At 25.5% G+C, this 18,420-nt stretch carries 17 protein-coding genes and 1 riboswitch; of the genes, 5 read left to right on the forward strand and 12 right to left on the reverse strand.

The window, feature by feature from the left end; all coding sequences use genetic code 11:
• Positions 1-181: 181 nt before the first annotated feature.
• The gene (locus NG918_RS10895) at positions 182-901 is read left to right on the forward strand and encodes a lysophospholipid acyltransferase family protein (RefSeq protein ID WP_252216151.1); all 720 of its coding nucleotides are present in this window, start codon (positions 182-184) and stop codon (positions 899-901) included.
• Between the two features lie 147 nt (positions 902-1,048).
• The gene (locus NG918_RS10900) at positions 1,049-2,629 is read left to right on the forward strand and encodes a DEAD/DEAH box helicase (protein WP_252216154.1); all 1,581 of its coding nucleotides are present in this window, start codon (positions 1,049-1,051) and stop codon (positions 2,627-2,629) included.
• Between the two features lie 47 nt (positions 2,630-2,676).
• Here the strand turns inward: NG918_RS10900 and NG918_RS10905 are convergent, their stop codons facing one another.
• The 4 genes from NG918_RS10905 to NG918_RS10920 all read right to left on the reverse strand — a co-directional run bounded on the left by NG918_RS10905 (position 2,677) and on the right by NG918_RS10920 (position 5,391).
• A complete protein-coding gene (locus NG918_RS10905) occupies positions 2,677-3,189 on the reverse strand; it encodes an Hsp20/alpha crystallin family protein (RefSeq protein WP_252216157.1) in 513 nt (170 codons plus the stop codon).
• A 62-nt stretch (positions 3,190-3,251) separates the two neighbouring features.
• Positions 3,252-3,872 carry an HDIG domain-containing metalloprotein gene (locus tag NG918_RS10910; RefSeq protein ID WP_252216161.1) on the reverse strand — a complete coding sequence of 207 codons (621 nt, stop codon included), beginning with the start codon at positions 3,870-3,872 and terminating at the stop codon, positions 3,252-3,254.
• A gap of 217 nt (positions 3,873-4,089) precedes the next feature.
• Positions 4,090-5,037: a phosphotransferase family protein gene (locus tag NG918_RS10915; RefSeq protein ID WP_252226183.1), complete on the reverse strand. Its 948-nt coding sequence runs from the start codon at positions 5,035-5,037 to the stop codon at positions 4,090-4,092.
• Positions 5,038-5,232: 195 nt separating this feature from the next.
• Entirely contained in the window at positions 5,233-5,391 is a 159-nt protein-coding gene (locus NG918_RS10920; protein ID WP_252216166.1) for a DUF1540 domain-containing protein, read from the reverse strand.
• 212 nt (positions 5,392-5,603) lie between these two features.
• On the opposite strand from NG918_RS10920, the gene NG918_RS10925 reads away from it, so the two are divergent.
• Complete coding sequence (locus NG918_RS10925) at positions 5,604-6,692, forward strand: PRK06851 family protein (RefSeq protein WP_353735867.1); 1,089 nt, start codon at positions 5,604-5,606, stop codon at positions 6,690-6,692.
• Positions 6,693-6,965: 273 nt separating this feature from the next.
• Here the strand turns inward: NG918_RS10925 and NG918_RS10930 are convergent, their stop codons facing one another.
• The 4 genes from NG918_RS10930 to NG918_RS10945 form a co-directional block, all read right to left on the reverse strand.
• The gene (locus NG918_RS10930; protein ID WP_252226186.1) at positions 6,966-7,913 is read right to left on the reverse strand and encodes a siderophore ABC transporter substrate-binding protein; all 948 of its coding nucleotides are present in this window, start codon (positions 7,911-7,913) and stop codon (positions 6,966-6,968) included.
• A 302-nt stretch (positions 7,914-8,215) separates the two neighbouring features.
• Positions 8,216-8,971 (reverse strand): iron ABC transporter ATP-binding protein, encoded by a 756-nt coding sequence (locus tag NG918_RS10935; protein WP_252226188.1) that lies wholly within the window; start codon positions 8,969-8,971, stop codon positions 8,216-8,218.
• Positions 8,968-9,918, reverse strand: a complete 951-nt coding sequence (locus NG918_RS10940; protein ID WP_252226190.1) for an iron chelate uptake ABC transporter family permease subunit — start codon at positions 9,916-9,918, stop codon at positions 8,968-8,970. The genes NG918_RS10935 and NG918_RS10940 overlap by 4 nt, the downstream gene beginning before the upstream one ends.
• Positions 9,908-10,861 (reverse strand): ABC transporter permease, encoded by a 954-nt coding sequence (locus NG918_RS10945; protein ID WP_252216179.1) that lies wholly within the window; start codon positions 10,859-10,861, stop codon positions 9,908-9,910. The genes NG918_RS10940 and NG918_RS10945 overlap by 11 nt, the downstream gene beginning before the upstream one ends.
• Positions 10,862-11,048: 187 nt before the next feature.
• On the opposite strand from NG918_RS10945, the gene NG918_RS10950 reads away from it, so the two are divergent.
• Positions 11,049-11,810: a helix-turn-helix transcriptional regulator gene (locus NG918_RS10950; protein ID WP_252226192.1), complete on the forward strand. Its 762-nt coding sequence runs from the start codon at positions 11,049-11,051 to the stop codon at positions 11,808-11,810.
• A 517-nt stretch (positions 11,811-12,327) separates the two neighbouring features.
• Here NG918_RS10950 and NG918_RS10955 read toward each other — a convergent pair.
• Together NG918_RS10955 and dapA are read right to left on the reverse strand one after the other, a co-directional pair.
• Positions 12,328-13,989: a SulP family inorganic anion transporter gene (locus NG918_RS10955; RefSeq protein ID WP_252226194.1), complete on the reverse strand. Its 1,662-nt coding sequence runs from the start codon at positions 13,987-13,989 to the stop codon at positions 12,328-12,330.
• A gap of 315 nt (positions 13,990-14,304) precedes the next feature.
• Positions 14,305-15,177 carry a 4-hydroxy-tetrahydrodipicolinate synthase gene (gene dapA, locus NG918_RS10960; protein WP_252226196.1) on the reverse strand — a complete coding sequence of 291 codons (873 nt, stop codon included), beginning with the start codon at positions 15,175-15,177 and terminating at the stop codon, positions 14,305-14,307.
• A gap of 130 nt (positions 15,178-15,307) precedes the next feature.
• Positions 15,308-15,475: riboswitch (Lysine riboswitch) on the reverse strand.
• A gap of 381 nt (positions 15,476-15,856) precedes the next feature.
• Between dapA and NG918_RS10965 the strand changes: the two genes are divergently transcribed.
• Complete coding sequence (locus NG918_RS10965; protein ID WP_252226198.1) at positions 15,857-16,660, forward strand: MBL fold metallo-hydrolase; 804 nt, start codon at positions 15,857-15,859, stop codon at positions 16,658-16,660.
• A gap of 79 nt (positions 16,661-16,739) precedes the next feature.
• On the opposite strand, the gene NG918_RS10970 is transcribed toward NG918_RS10965, so the two are convergent.
• The gene (locus NG918_RS10970) at positions 16,740-17,489 is read right to left on the reverse strand and encodes a sulfite exporter TauE/SafE family protein (protein ID WP_252216201.1); all 750 of its coding nucleotides are present in this window, start codon (positions 17,487-17,489) and stop codon (positions 16,740-16,742) included.
• 81 nt (positions 17,490-17,570) lie between these two features.
• Positions 17,571-18,251: a TIGR01906 family membrane protein gene (locus NG918_RS10975; RefSeq protein ID WP_252216204.1), complete on the reverse strand. Its 681-nt coding sequence runs from the start codon at positions 18,249-18,251 to the stop codon at positions 17,571-17,573.
• Between the last annotated feature and the right edge of the window lie 169 nt (positions 18,252-18,420).

Here is an 18,420-nt window from a genome sequence, read left to right on the forward strand (position 1 = left end):
TCCTTTAATTTTATATTAAAATAATTTTAAATATATCTTATTATTGGTTTTAAAATTATTATTTTAGGGCTAGAATTAAATTTGTGTGCTTATCCTTTAAGTATTTGCTGCTATCTTTTAAATAATGCATTTTTATAATATACTATATTTATGTAGTAATTAAAATTAAGGATGTGTAAACATGATAAGAACAATAACATTTTCTATAGCCATAATTTTTAGTTTATTATTTGTATCTATGAATAAATTTAAAATTAAATCCTTAGAAAATAAGGGGAATTTAGAAGAAAAAAAAGAATTTATTCATAAAGTTACTTCTAAGTGGGCAAGATTTGTAATGAAAGCTTGTGGTGCAAGAATTAATGTGGTAGGATTAGAAAATATACCTAAAGATGAGACTATATTATTTGTATCTAATCATCAAAGTAATTTTGATATTCCATTATTACTGAGTTCTATTGATGTCCCAAAAGGCTTTATCGCAAAAAAAGAATTAGAAACTGTTCCATTTATTAGTACATGGATGAAATACATAAATTGCGTTTTCATGGATAGAAAAAACTTAAGGAAGTCTGCTGAAGCAATAGTTCAAGGAATTAGCATACTTAAAACTGGCTATTCTATGGTTATATTTCCAGAAGGTACTAGAAGTAAAGGAAAAGAAATTGGTGACTTTAAAGCTGGTAGTTTTAAATTAGCTTTAAAATCAAAATGCGTTATAGTTCCTCTTACTATTAATGGAACTTACAAATTATTAGAGCAAACTAATAGAATAAAGCCTGCAAATGTAGAGCTTGTAGTACATGCACCAATTTATACAAAAGATTTAACAAAGGAAGAACAAGATGAACTTCCAAATAAAGTTAGATCAATAGTATGTAGTAAATATAAAGATAATTAGCAATTTCAAGATTTATAAATTTCAAAATTTGTAAATTTTTTAGATTTGACATTATATAAACTACTCTGTTAAACTTATTTTATTTGACTTATGTAAATTAAGTAATATAAAGTAACCAATTTTAGATAAAAGAAACGAGGATATTTAATGAACGATAACAAATTTTATTCTTTAGGTCTTAAAGACACAATTGTAAAAGCAATAGAGGATTTAGGATTTAATACCCCTTCTCAAATACAAGAAGAAAGTATACCTGTAACACTAGAAGGTTTTGACTTAATTGGTCAAGCACAAACTGGTACAGGAAAAACTGCTGCGTATGGTTGTCCTATACTTAGCAGATTAAATGACACGAACGGAATTAAAGCACTTATTTTAGCTCCTACAAGAGAGCTTGCTGTACAAGTAAATGATGAACTTAAAAAGCTTTCAAAATATGAAAAAGCAAATGTATTACCTGTTTATGGTGGAGAGTCTATCGATAGACAAATCAAAGCCTTAAGAAGAGATAACATTGATATTGTTGTTGGAACTCCTGGAAGAGTGTTAGACCTTATAAACAGAAAAATACTTAAATTAAATACAGTAGATTTCCTAGTATTAGATGAAGCTGACGAAATGCTTAATATGGGATTCATCGAAGATATTGAAACTATAATAAGTAATACTCCTGCTGAAAGACAAACTTTATTATTCTCTGCTACTATGCCTGCTCCAATAGCAAAATTAGCTAAGAATTACATGAAAGCAGATGCTAAGCACGTAGCAATAAAGAGAAGTTCACTTACAGTATCTAAAATAGAACAAAACTATTTTATGATTAACAATAAACATAGACTTGAAGCACTTTGTAGATTATTAGATTTAGATAATCCTTCTTCTGCTATAATATTCTGTCGAACTAAGAGAGGTGTTGACGAATTAGTTGAAGAACTTCAAGGTAAAGGATATGTAGTTGAGGGTATGCATGGAGATATGTCTCAAGTTCATAGATTAACTACTTTAAAGAAATTTAAAGATGGTTCATTAAACTTATTAATCGCAACTGATGTAGCTGCTAGAGGTATTGACGTTGACGGTATTACACATGTAATAAATTATGATTTACCACAAGATGTAGAATCATATGTTCATAGAATAGGAAGAACTGGTAGAGCAAATAGAACTGGTACTGCATATTCTTTAGTAACTCCAAAAGAATTAGGTATGCTTAAACAAATTCAAAGAGTAACTAAAAGTACAATAACAGAAAAATCAGTTCCAACAGCTAATGAAATACATAGTAGAAAATTCACTAATATAGTTAATGAAATTAAAGAAACTATTGATAGTGGTGATTTTAGCACATTTGTTCCAAGTGCTATAGAATTAAATGAAGCTTATGATCCAATTTCTATAATAGCATCTTTAATGAAAATAAAATTCGAAAATGAAAGCAGTTTTGAATATAATACTGATACATTAGATGCACCTAGTGCTTCAAAAAATGATGTACGTTTATTCTTCTCTGTTGGAAAGAAAGATGGCTTAACTCCAAAAATCTTAATAAACTACATAAAAGATCAAAGTAGAGTAAGACCTGCTGCTATTGGTAAAATAGATCTTATGGATAATTTCTCATTTGTGACTATAGATGAAGATGTTTCTTCTAAAGTATTAGAGAAATGTATCGGCGGTAAAATAAATAGAAAAAAAGTTAATGTTGAAGTAGCTAATAAAAGAAAATAATATTTAGAACTTTTATAAAATTAGGGAAGATTTAATCTTCCCTAATTTTAATTTTCTATATAGTTTTTAACATCTATTATTTTAGAGTCTTCATTTAATGCATATTTTTTAGGCATAGATATTTTAAGTACTCCATTTTCTAATATTTTCATAATTTTACTTTCGTCTATAGATTCTATCTTATCAAATTCTTTTCTATAATTTTTCTTTACCATATAATTTGATGAAAGCATCCCTATATGTTGTGATACTTTTTCCATCTTATTTAAATTTATTGATAACTTTCCGGGATTATATTGTATACTGGTTTGTCTTAAATCTACTCCATTCAACTCAATAGTCAATATATACATATCATTATATTCTTCTAATTTTATAAATTCAGCTACATCTTCATTTTGTAAATCTTCTGATTCTTGAGAATATTCTTCTTCATATTCTTGATCTAATTCATTTATTAAACCTGATAAGTCTATATCATCAAAAAAAGATCCTATCATATTTCCCAAATTTCCTATATTTATAGTTCCCCCAAATTTAAATGGAAACATTCTAAACATCTATATACTCCTTAATAATTACTCTAATTCATATTATTAAAAATAATTTTAAATGTTAAATTTTATTTCTTGCTATTCAATGTCTTCTTAAAAAATTCTATATCGTTTAAGGTTTGTTCTCTTAATGAATTATCTAATCCACCTCTACCTAATCTATCGCATAATGATACTAATGCTATATCATCTACACTGACATCTTTTAGAATACCTTCAACATCTTGAAATTTGGTATTTTTAATAACAAATAAACTCTGCATATGCCATCTTATTAATTTTCTAACATATGTTATAAATTCCTGACTCTCATTAAAATAATTTAAAAATTCTTCTGCCATTTCTGCTCCAACTTTATCATGATCATATGAAGTCAATCTTCCTTTTCTCATTTTAGTAGTAGGCTTTTTTCCTATATCATGTAATAATAAAGCCCACATAAATATTCTGTTATCATTACTTATTTCACGTCTTTTAGCACCTTCATCAACTACCATCATTGTATGTATAAATACATTCCCTTCTGGATGATACTTTGGATTTTGAGGTACTTCTTTTAAATCTTTAATCATTGATAGTGGATATTTATCAAAACTACCTTTATGCAATGCTTCATTTAAAAATAAAGATGGTTTTTCATCATTAAGTAAATGATTCTCTATCTCTAAAAATATCTTTTTCTCTTCCATTTTATTATTCTCTCCTATACGTATGGTTCTACTAAGAATCTTTAATAAAGTTAGTATTCCTAAAAAACATCTTTATTATGATTTTTTATTTTTAGTATTCTTAAGTGAGAGTCGGAATTTTATATTTCGCTCCTCGAACTTACTCAGCGACTATCAGAAGTCGAGTTTCCTTTTTACATTTCGTCCACAAGCTTTATACTATAATATCAACACTCTATTAAAACAGTTCTAATGTATTTATTATAAGTTTCTTTATTTCTTTATGTTTATTAGGCATATCATCTTTAGTATTAATTAATTTAATTAAACTAATTAAATCAACTAGCTTAGATATTTTATACCATTCATCAATTAATTTATCATCTGAATATTTATTATACTGTTTTTCAAATATTTTAATTAAATCATTATCAAAATACTCCTCATATCTAAATAATTCACCTATATCTATCAATGGATTTCCTGCCATAGAAAATTCCCAATCTATTATTGCAGATATTTTATTATCTTTTACAAGTATATTAGTTCCTTGAAAATCGCCATGAATTAAAGATATATTTTTATCTAATTCTAATAACATTTCTTTATTATAATTTACTATATAATTTATTTTCTTAACTATATTATCACCTAATCTATTTTTAAAATTTATCCCCATATTTTCTTCATACCATGTATATAGCGGGGATAACTTGTGGATTATATTTAAGTTTTTATCTAGTTTTCCACATTCTTTATATTTAAATTTATGTATCTTTGCTAATGTCATAGCTAATTCTTCTATTAAATTTTTATCAATTTTAGATCCACCTCTAATTGCCTTACCTAAATTAACCCCCTCTATATATTCATAAATACCAAAAATCTTATTTTTTATAATATTACTACTAGATATTAAATAAACTCTTTGTACTAAAATATCATTTTTAAGTAGATTTAATAAATTATTTTCCCTTTCATAATAGCAATCACACTCAGGGAATATTTTAAGTATATATTTATTTCTATTATTAGTTTCTAATACATAATTACTGCTTCTACACCCTTCGTTAATAGGATCTATACTCTCTACCTCTTCATTTAATAAAGTTTTCTTAAAAAGCTTATTAGCTATATCTAAATCTATATAAAAAAAAGGTAACGACCTCTCCCAATTATATTCCATAAAGTTTCCTCCATATTCTTAAGTTCAATTGTTCAGTCCAGCTTTACTTATCCCTTTAATACTCAGCTAAAACACAGCCTTTATTTAAATTAAATTTTAAAATCACCGTACTAAATTTAATTATAATAGAAAAAGAGATTTAAAGAAAAATTTTCTTTAAATCTCTTTCACTACTTGGGTTAATTATAAACTAAATTATCTTAGTTGAAAAGATTCACAATCTGTACATTCTACTTGTTTTGGATGTGATTCATGTGTACCTACATTAATTTGATCTAACGTACAATAATTTTGTGACTCATTATGATATTTGCATGATGCAACTGAACATTTTATACTTGGATTTTTATTCATATTCTTCACTCCCTATAATTTGTTACAAGAATATTATGTGCTTTATATGTTTTTTTATACTTTTATTAAATTCAAAAATTTGATTCTGTTTTAAATGACATACAAAAATCTTAATACTTAATTAATGTATATTTTATCAAATTTACACATATAAAAATTCTAGTCATATAATATTTAGTGTTAAAATTATTTTTATTTAGGAGTTGATGAACTTGGCTGGAAAAATTTTAAATTATTTTGCTTCTGCTAATACTTCAAAAGGGTTTTGTAACTTATTTTCATCTAATTTAGATAACTTAGATAAAATATATATTCTAAAAGGTGGACCTGGCTGTGGAAAATCTACACTTATAAAATCTATTGGAGATGAATGGTGCAATAAAGGTTATGATATAGAATTCATTCACTGTTCTTCTGATAATGATTCTCTTGATGGAGTAATAATACCAAAAATTAAAGTAGCAATAGTTGATGGAACTGCTCCTCATGTTATAGAACCTACTGCTCCTGGTGCTATTGAAGAGTATGTTAACTTAGGCGTTGCTTGGGATACTAATAAATTAAAAGAACATACAAAAGATATACTAAAAATTAAAAAGCATATTTCATCTTGTTATAATAATGCTTATAAACTATTTGAAAAAGCCCTTGTAATACATGATGATTGGGAAAAAATATACATTGAAAATATGGATTTTAAAAAAGCAAATGAACTAACAGCAGATGTTATAAAAAAACTTATAGGAAATACTAAATTCAACAAAACTGCTGTAATAAAAGATAGATTTTTAGGTGGATCTACACCTAAAGGCCCCGTTAATTTTGTTGAAAACTTAACTGAGAACGTTTCTAATAGATATTTTGTAAAAGGAAGACCTGGGTCTGGAAAATCTACACTATTAAAAAAATTAGTAAAAGAATGTAAGTTAAGAGGAATTGATGCTGAAGTATATCATTGTGGATTTGATCCAGATAGCCTAGATATGGTTATAATGAGAGAATTAGACGTATGCATCTTTGATTCAACTGCTCCACATGAATATTTTCCAACTAAAGAAAATGATTTTGTAATAGATATGTATACAGAACTAATAACTCCAGGTACTGATGAAAAATATGCTAATAACTTATCTGTTATTCAATCAAAATATAAAGAAGCAATTTCAAAAGCTACCCTATATCTTGCAAAAGCTAAATCTTATCATGATGATTTAGAAAAGATATATATTAATACAATTGATTTTAATAAAATTGATGATATAAAGCAAAGTTTAGTTGATTTAATAAAAACTTTTGAATAAACACAAAATCTATCAAATCAATTAAAAATATCAAATAATTTATGTAAATTAAGTATTTGATTTTAAATATAACTGGAATTTAACTTTCCAGTTATATTTAAAATTTCCTTGTGGAATACTAAAATTATGATTTAAATTATTCTCTACATTTTTTGATAACAAAAAAGTTCTTTATAACTATGCCTATTCTATTATCTTATTAAAAGAAAAAAATCATATGTAGACATTATTCTACACATGATTTTTAATTTACATTGAAAATTCTATAAATATTTACTTAAATGCTTGTTCAATTTCTTCTATCATTGTTAATGTTGTATTTATTCCACCAGTTGCTATATACCATACATTAGCATCTAAATATACTATATTATTATTTTTGTATGCATTCGTACTTTTTACTAATTCATTATCTAAAAGGGCTTTAGCAGATATTTGTCCTCCAGTTACTGCACTTCTATCTACTACGAAAAGATAATCTGGATTCTTTTCAACAAGATATTCAAATGAAGCCTTTTGTCCATGAGTAGATGATTCAATATCACTATCTACTGGCGCAACACCAAAGTTTTGATGAATTATTCCAAACCTTGATTCTTTACCATATACACTAAAACTTCCATCATTAGCTAATATTATTAATCCATTCTTTTGACTTTCACTTGTCTTTTTATTTAATTCTGCAATTTTAGAATTTATTCCTTGAAGTTTTTTATTAATTTCACCTTCTTTATCAAATATTTGACCTAAAGTATTCATATTGTTAGTAAATGACTCCATATAACTTTCATTTTCTATTCCTAAGTATATTGTTGGAGCTATCTTACTAAATTCATCATAACTTTCTTCTTGTCTACCTGATATTATAATTAAATCTGGCTTTGCTTCATGTACTTTTTCAAAATTTGGCTCTTTTATTCCACCAACATTTATGTACTGGTCAGAACTATATTTGTCTAAATAAGAAGGTATTCCATCTTTAGGTACTCCTACCACATTAATTCCTAATGCATCTAAAGAATCTAGTACACCATAATCAAATACTACTACTCTTTTTGGATTTTTAGTTACTTCAGTTTCACCTAATTTATGTGTAATTGTTATTTTCTCATTATTATCATTACTACCTTTTCCTACAAACTTAGTAGCTTCTACTATTCCAAAAAGTCCTACTATTATTGCTACTACTATTATTATTGTTTTTTTACTTATTTTTTTCATTTTTTTCCTCCTATACTTTTCATTTATTATTGTTTTTACTTATTTTTCTTCCTAAATTTAATATCTAAGCTATACGACTCCATAATTAATATTCTATTCTTTAATGATAATCTAATAGTAATTAATACTAATTTGCGTCTAATAGTCTACCTAGTAACTAAAAAATAGATTCTGTTCAATTAGATATACACTTTATACTCTTCAGACAGCTCTGTAATGATCTTTAATCTATTATTATCAAAGAATATACGTTAATTAATATGGATCACTTTAATAGCCTGTCTAGTGCCTTAAAACGTAGATTAAAAATACACACATATTGGTCTATTATCTATATTTGTAACATTAAAATTCATTTCATATATGCTTTCTAAAATCTCCTTATTTATTATTTCACTTGTTTTTCCTTGATTAACTACTTTTCCATCTTTTAAAGCTACTATATAGTCAGAGTAACATGATGCAAAATTTATATCATGAATAACTATTATGACAGTTTTACTCTTTTCATTGACTAATCTCTTTAAAATTTTCATAATCTCAACTGAATGTTTCATATCTAAATTATTAAGTGGTTCATCTAAAAGTATATATTTAGTATCTTGAGCTATAACCATAGCTATATAAGCTCTTTGCCTTTGTCCTCCACTTAATTCATCTAAATATCTATCTTGCAAATCAGTAAGTTCCATATAATTAATAGCTTCATCAACAAAAGCTTTATCTTCACTCGTTAAATTTCCACCACAATAAGGAAATCTTCCAAATGTAACTAGCTCTCTAACTGTAATTCTTATGTTTATATTATTGTTTTGTTTCAATATAGATATTGTTTTTGATAAATCTTTATCTTGCCATGTAGATAGCTCTTTATGATCAATTACGACATCGCCACTGTCTTTTTTAGCAAGTCTACTTATCATTGATAGTAATGTACTCTTACCTGCTCCATTAGGCCCAATAAATGATATTATCTGATTTTCATGTAAATCTAAAGAGACATTATCTACTACTTTTTTTTCACCATATTTTTTAGTTATATTTTTTACTGTTATCATACACTTCTCTCCTTTAGTAAAAGGTATATGAAATAAATTCCTCCAACAAAATTTATAATTACACTTACTGTTGTTCCAAAATTCATATATCTCTCAACTATTAATTGTCCTCCAATTAAAGCAACTATACTTATAAGAATTGATGCACTAAATAAGTGTTTATGCTTATAAGTAGGTAACATCTGCCTCGCTATATTTACTACTAAAAGTCCTAAAAATGTTATTGGCCCAACTAATGCCGTAGCTACTGATACAAGTATTGCTACACAAATAAGCATCTTTTTTACAATATTATCGTAATCTACACCTAAATTAATAGAATGTTCTCTTCCTAATAGCATTACATCTAAAGTATCTAAATGTTCATAAACATATGCAAATACAAGAACTACTATTATAAGAGATATAAAAAGTACATTTGTATTTACATTATTAAAACTTGCAAACATTTTATTTTGTAAAGTTTGAAACTCATTAGGATCAATAACTACCTGCATAAAAGATGTTAAACTCTCAAATAATGTTCCAAATACAAGCCCTACAAGAAGTAAAAAGAATATATTTTTACTTCCCTTCTTAAATAAGAACTTATACAAAATTCCTGTAAAACAGAGCATTGTTATAAGTGATAAGAAGAAGTTCAATTTTTTATCAGTCAAAAATAAATTGCTAGATCCAAATAAAAACACTATTATTGTTTGAATTAACATATATAATGAATCAAGTCCAATAACACTAGGTGTTAATATATGATTCTGACTTATAGTTTGAAATATCACAGAAGAAAATGCTATAGATGCTCCTGTTAAAACTATTGCTATAACTTTAGGAATCCTTCTTGACAGTGCATATGAAAGATTATTTGAATTTAATCCTATTACTACAAACAATACACAAAGTATTATTGCTGAAAAACTAAGTATTAATAATTTCTTATTATGCCTCATAACCAGACCTCCTAAATATTAAGTAAAGGAATGCTATACTACCTATTACCCCTACTGTTAAGCTTATTGATATTTCATATGGATAGATAATCAGTCTTCCTAAAATATCACATATTAATAAAAAGATAGGTCCTATTAAGGCTGTAAATCCTAATACATTTTTTAAATTATCTCCATAATACATAGTCACTATATTAGGCACTATAATACCTAAGAATGGTATTGCTCCTATTGTTATAACTACCACTGATGAGATTAAGGCCACTATTACCAGTCCTAAATTAACAACACGATTATACTTTATTCCTAAATTTGTACAAAAGTCCTCTCCCATTCCAGCGATAGTAAACTTATTAGCATATATAGCTGCTATTATTACAAGAGGTATACTTATATATAATAGTTCATATTTCCCTTTCATGATTAATGAGAAATCGCCTTCCATCCATGAATTTATATTTTGAACAAGATCATACCTATAAGAGAAAAACATAGTTATTGAACCAACTATTTTTCCAAGCATCATACCTATAAGAGGTATAAAAACTATATTTTTAATCTTTATTTTCTTTTGTATTTGCATAAATAAAAGTGTTCCAAGTATTGAAAATGTAAATGATAAAAGCATTTTATTCATCATAGTTGCCTGTGGAAATATAAGCATACATACTAATATTCCTAATTTAGCAAAATCTATTGTTCCAGCAGTTGTAGGTGAAACAAATTTATTCCTACTTATCTGCTGCATTATAAGTCCACTTATACTCATTCCAATTCCAGCAAAGATTATACTTATAAGCCTTGGTAATCTACCAATTAACATAAGGTTTATTTTTTCACTATCTAAACTAATAATATCTGATAATGATATGTCACTTACTCCAATAAATAATGAAGCTATTGACAGTATTACCAACAATATTAACAAGTATATTTTTTTCATTTTTCCTCCATATATAATATAATTAAATTACATTTTTATAATTTATATTTTTAATGTTTTAATTTTAAATATGGTTATCTTTTTAAAATTAATAATCATTCTCAATTAGTATACATTTTTATTTAGTTCATGTCTTAAAGTATATATATTTTTTTTAAACTATATTTGTATAATAAAGGAGGATCATTTGGAAACTAAAGAAAAAAACTTATTGTTTATCATTGAAAACTTTTATTTATGTACATCGATGCCAATAAAAGTTGTAGATTCTATTGGAAAAATCATTTTATCAAAAGGTAATGTTGAAGATTCTAATGAAGATTTTATATGTAAACATATAATAAATTTAATATATGAAAAACAAAATCTAAAAAACAATTTTCAGATAGTAGAATATATTGATTTGAATTTTGCTATTTGTCCATATTTATTTAATGATGATAATTTCTTTTTTATTTTAGGACCTTTTAATAAAGAAAAAATTGAGAATTCAAAGTTTATCTATAGACCATTACACTGTATACCTCATCTAATACAGTTACTATATAATTTTGATAATAATAAAATATCAAATAAACATAATAATAAGCATACCTATAAACATGAGTATATAGTAAATAAAATATATAGTTTTCATATAAAAAGAGCCTTAGAATATATACATGAAAACTATAAAAAAAATATTACTTTAGATGACATAGTCTCTCATGTAAATATAAATAAAAGCTATTTTTGTAGTTTATTTAAAAAAGAAATCGGTAAAACTTGTACACAATATATAAATTCTTTAAGAATAAAAGAAAGTGAAGAGTTATTGCTTAATACAGAAATGTCATTACTAGATATATCTCTAACTGTAGGTTTTAATAATCAAAACTACTATAATAATTTATTTAAAAAAGAACATCGCATTTCTCCTCTTCAATTTAAGAATAAATATTTTAGCTAATAATCTATCTTTTATAAAGTTATTCTTATATTCGTAAGTAAGTGGGTTAAGTATTTGAACTTAGTAATTCTAAAAATTTAATTCCAATATTATCTTGTTTAATATATCAATACATTTCATTAATTATCTGTAAATTAGCTAATGTCTTTTATATTTTTAGATTACTTCATTTGATTGCAATGGATAGTCTGTTCTAAGTAAGCTAATGCCTTTTACATTTGAATGAAGTAATAACAATACTAGATACTTACACTTGACTTTAAATGAACTAATGTCTTTTATATTTTGATTACTATGTATATCAAAATATATTTCAATATATACAAAATAATCATTTAAATTAAAAACCGTCATAGATAATAATTTTATAATTATTTTCTATGACGGTTTTTATATACTATAATCTAATATATTTGTTGAAATTAAAGATTGCTATTTTAGTATATCATTATGTTATACTTTACTTTTTAAATCTCATTTAATCTAATTATGTATAATATAGATCTATTTTAAAAATTTAACTTACAAAACTAGATATATTTTTTATATATCCACTTGCTACAGTTATAGCTTCTCTTTTAGTGTTGTATATATTTTCTTCACCAATTGCATCTGAAATTCCCATATTTCCTAAAACATTTCTTGGTTGTTCTTGAACATGTGTTATTAAAAGTTTTATTTTATTTTTTCTGCAATGTTTAAGTAGTTTACCTAATGCCTCTATTGCTGAAGCATCTATTGCATAACTATGTCTCATATCTAATATAAGAACTTCTGCCGTTGATTTAACAGCATTAACTTTAATTAAGAAATCTTGTACAATTCCAAAGAACAATGGTCCATCAACTTGATAAACAAGTATCTTTCCATCAGCTTCTTTTAACATATCTAAAACTTCTTCATCAAATACCTCTTCATCTACTAAATCTCTAATAGCAGTTGTTTCAGATACTCTCTTCATAAATAAAAACATAGCCATAAGCATTCCGAATCCAATAGCTACAACTAAATCAAACACTATAGTAAAGAAGAACGTTATAACTAATACAATAACATCACTCTTAGGTGCTTTTAATAATGACTTAAATGTTCTCCATTCACTCATATTATAAGATACAACAGCTAATATTGCTGCAAGAGATGTCATAGGTATTAATTTAGCAATTGGCATTAAAATTAGCATAATAGTTAGTAATGTTACAGCATGTACAATACCTGAAATTGGACTTCTTCCTCCATTTTTAACATTTGCTGCTGTTCTTGCTATAGCTCCTGTTGCTGGTATTCCACCAAATAATCCTGATACAATATTACCTATACCTTGTGCAACAAGCTCCATATTAGAATCATGAGTATCTCCTATCATGCCATCAGCTACTACTGCTGATAATAACGATTCTAATCCAGCTAATATAGCAATTGTCATCGCTGGTGCAAATAATTGATTTATTGTGCTTATACTTAATTTAGGTAACATTGGCATCGGTATTGAAGATGATAATGTACTAAATCTATCACCTATAGTTTCTACTGGTAATTTAAAAGCCATTACTAGTACAGTAGATACAATTAACGCCACCAATGAACCTGGTATTGTTTTATTAACTTTTGGCCATAAAACAATAATAAGTACGCATAATATACCTATTAATAATGTTGAAGTACTTAATGTATTCATATGTGAAAAATAACTTTGCCATTTTGGAATAAATTCTGCTGGAACATTATCTATTGTTAATCCAAAAAAGTCTTTTATTTGAGTGGATAATAAGGTTACTGCTATACCACTAGTAAAACCTACAGTTATTGTTTGAGGTATGTATTTAATTACTGTTCCAAATTTTAATAATCCCATTATAACTAGAATGATTCCTGCCATTATTGTAGCTGTAATTAATCCATCTAATCCGTACTGTTGAATAATAGAATAAATTATAATTACGAAAGCTCCAGTTGGTCCTCCGATTTGAACTTTACTTCCACCCAAAAGTGAAATTACAAAGCCTGCAAAAATTGCAGTAATAAGTCCCTTTTCAGGTGATACTCCTGATGATATCGCTAACGCTATTGATAAAGGTAAGGCTATTATAGCAACAATAATTCCTGATATAATATCTTTTGCTATCTGATTCTTAGTAATATCCTTTTGTTTTATCATTGTAAGTAGTTTAGGTAACATTATTTATATCTCCCCCTATCATATTATTTGAAACTACATTTTAGTAGTATTTTTAATTAAATTGTACGTATCAATAAAAAAACTCAACTTATTTTAAAATTGAACGCAACCCTTTTATATTACTCCTAAATATTTGAATAGTCAAAAATATTTGAGAATATAAAGAAGAAGCTTCTAATTAAATGCCACTTAACAAAAAAAATAAAACTAAAGAGATTTTATCTCCTTAATTTTATTTATTTAAAAAATATCCCCATATTTTTTACTTATTACTTATTACTTATTGCTAATTGTCCTAGCCCCTTATATAAATAGTTATTTAGAAAATAACATATTATCTAATTTATTCTTAAGTTCATCTGTTATATTAATTAATGGTAATCTAACTTCATCAGAATCAATTAATCCCATGTTTTTTAAACAATATTTTAATGGAGTTGGATTAGGTTCATTAAATAATAATGGTATAACCTTGGAAATCTCTCTCCATGTTTTTAATGCTTCTTTATAATCATTTGATTTCATATCATTATATACTTTTATAAAACTTTTTGTGTTTAAGCTTGCAGATGCTAAAATTCCACCATCACCGCCAAGCGCCAATGTAGTATAAAAAAGAGCATCTTCTCCTGTTAATATTGAAAAATCATCACTTGGTCTGTTTAATAATAACTCTGAAGTTTGGCTTATATTTCCCGAGCAATCTTTTATTCCAACTATATTTTCTAGCTCTGCCAACTTATATATAGTTTCATTTTCTATATTAACTCCAGTTCTATAAGGAATATTATATATTAGTATATTTCTATCTGTAGATTCAGATATACTCTTAAAATGTTCATAAATTCCTCTTTGATTTGGTCTAGAATAATACGGTGCTACTGATAATATTCCATCAACATTATTATCTTTAGCTATTTTTAATCTTTTTATTACTTCAGATGTGTTATTTCCTCCAAGTCCTACATAAACTTTTGTTCTACCATTATTATATTCCATTGTTTTTGATAGTATTTCATTATACTCAAAAGATGATATTGTTGGGCTTTCCCCAGTAGTTCCCAATGGTATTATTCCATCTACACCTTGTTCTATATAATAATCTACCAATTTTTTATAGCAAACAAAATCAACACAATTATCTTTAAATGGTGTTACAAGTGGTATTATTATTCCTTTAATTTTCATAATTATTCCCCCTAAAAATATTGCTATAAGAAAACCCGTTATAGTAATACTATAACGGGTAGAGTTTCATTGCTAAAGCTTATAAAGATATTATTTCTTTAAATTAAAATTTAACAATAACATCTTAGTAAATCCTTGTAGCTCTCCACTTGCGTGACAGTTATGCATATATTATATACATACCCAGAAATAAATTTTTGCTTGATTTATTTCTTCGGCCATTATACCTTTCCTTATTAGTCAACGTTTGCCAACTTCTAAATAAGTACTATTTATAAACAGCTCCTCTACCTTAGGTTTTCCGTATTCATTTTGACCATTATATCATTTTTAAACATTACTGTAAAGTACTTACAAGATATATTTAATATAATAATTACATTTATTGTTTTTGTTTTGTGAACTAGCAGTGCTTTCTTAGAGGTTTTATATTTAAGTTCCCCTTATTATTAAATGGAAGGACACACTATCTTTATCCCTCGTAGCTTGAACTATTTCAGGAATACATTTTTTTCTTTTATTAATATATTTAATGAACAATTCACCTTCTTGCCTGATGACAAATATCCATTGCAACTTTAGACTTATTATTTATTTTCATGTGCCTTATTGTTATAAATACATATAAACTTTATAATTATATTGTCTTAAATAATGAATTATAAGGGGATGAAATCTTATGGAATCTATAACTATGCTTGGTACTGGATCTGCTATGGTAACCAAATGCTATAATACTTGTTTCACTTTATCAAAAGATAATGAGCATTTTCTTATAGATGCAGGTGGTGGAAATACCATATTGTCAAATCTTGAAAAAGCAAACATAAATATAAATCAAATACATAATATGTTTATATCTCATAATCACAATGATCATGTGCTAGGAAGTGTGTGGGTAATTCGTTCAGTAGCAAATGGAATGTTAAATGATAAATATGATGGGATTTTTAATATTTATTGTACTAAAAAATCTATTGAGGCTATTAAAACGATTTGTTCTTATGTACTTCAAAATAAATTTTTAAAACTATTTGATGATAAAATAATATTTAATGAAATTGAAAATAATACTGAAGTTAATATATTAGGACGAAGAACAATATTTTTTGATATACATAGCACTAAAGAATTGCAGTTTGGATTCAAAACTTTTTTATCAAATGGTAAAACTTTAACTTTTCTAGGAGATGAACCATATAGAGAAGTGGTGAGAGATTTTTGTGAAAATGTAGATTATTTATTTCATGAAGCATTTTGTTTATATTCTCAAAAAGAAATCTTTAAACCATATGAAAAACATCATGCAACTGTAAAAGATGCTTGTAATAATGCTAAAATCTTAGCTGTAAAAAATGTTATACTGTATCATACTGAAGATAAAGATTTATCACATAGAAAAGAATCATATCTTAATGAAGGTAAAGAAGAGTTTAATGGAGATATATATGTTCCAGATGACTTAGAAATAATATATTTGTAAAAATATAAACGATATTATGTAATTCTATTTTTAATATTCTTATATTAAAACTTAACACTGTTTAAAAACATAATAACTTTTATATTAAATCAAGTATAACTTTTATAAATAATAAACCAATAGCTACAAATATTATTGGCTTTATTATTTTGTCGCCATTTTTAATAGCTAAATGGGCACCTAAATAATTACCAACTATTGCACATACAGCTGCTGGTACTCCAATAGAGAACATAACTTTCCCACCTAATATATATGCTATTAATGCCGAAAAGTTAGAGGCTAAATTTACAATTTTAGCATTTCCAGATGCAGTTATAAGATTAAATCCCAATATTCCTGTAAAACATATAACTAAAAAAGTTCCTGTTCCTGGCCCAAAAAATCCATCATATGCACCTAAAAACAACCCAATAATAAAAGATAACATGTACAATTTTTTATTAGATATTTCTTTTTTATTCTTAATCCCAAAATTTCTATTAAACAATAAAAATAATGAAACAATAGGTAAAATTATTATTAAACAATAATTTAAATATTTTTCATTTAGCAATAATACTATTTGTGCCCCAAACCACGATCCTATTAATGCTCCTGCTGCAGATAATAATGCTGGCTTTATTTTTATGTTTCCACTTCTAAAAAATTTTATTGATGAAACAGAAGTACCAATACAACTTGCAAATTTATTAGTTCCATATGCAATATGAATTGGTATTCCAGCAAAAATATATGCAGGCAAAGATATTATACCTCCACCACCTGCTACAGCATCAATAATTCCCGCTAAAAATACAAGTGGACATATTATTAATAATACTTCCATATAATCCCCCTAATTATTTACTATCTTATAATTTTAAGGGGTATACAAATAAGTGTCAAACTATTAATACTTGATATTTAACTATTTACAGTTTTTATAATAATATATTTTTGAAATTAAGGCATATACTAATATAAATATCAGTATAATCACACTCATTATCATAAAGAATTCTTCAGGTAATACATCAATTATTGGATCTAAATTAGAGTCAAACGCCCAATAATTATTTCTAAAAAATATTTTATGAAATGTGATAAATATTTCTGAAAAATTAATTAAAATACATAACATTAAAAATGTAACAAATACAAGTATATAATTAGCACTACTATTTAATATATATTTCAGCTCTATATAATTATCATACCTTATTTTATCTCTTATAAGAAAGTATACTCCCATTAATATCATGACTAAAAAAATATATATATCAATATAGATAAATATTCTTTTTACATCTTGAAAATGAATTTCTCCCTGAATACTCATAGAAAAATTAGGAAAATATAACTTTTCAATAAATGGATTTTGTAAATAAACTATTATTTTTTTATAGTTAATCATTAATTCTTCCACAGTTAATCCACTGACTTTTGATAAATTGTATTTATATATAGTTAACTTGTATATAAAAGTTAAATTTAATGTAATAATTACAGAAATTGAAATTGTAAATAAAGCATTAAATATACCTAATACAGAATTTATAAAATGTTTAGTTTTATAACCTTTATATGATGTCTGTAAATTATTACTCATAAATTACCCCCATAATCTTTATTTATGTAATACATTATAATTATACTCTAATTAAATGTAAAATAATACAAGTTATGTAATCTGATTTAAACTTTTAAATAAGTACATAAGATAATGTTTATAAACTTGTGGATAAACTGAAAAAAGAAACTAAAAAAGAGATAGTTGT

The organism is Clostridium sp. ZBS2, assembly GCF_023845855.1.
Lineage (GTDB): Bacteria > Bacillota > Clostridia > Clostridiales > Clostridiaceae > Clostridium > Clostridium aquiflavi.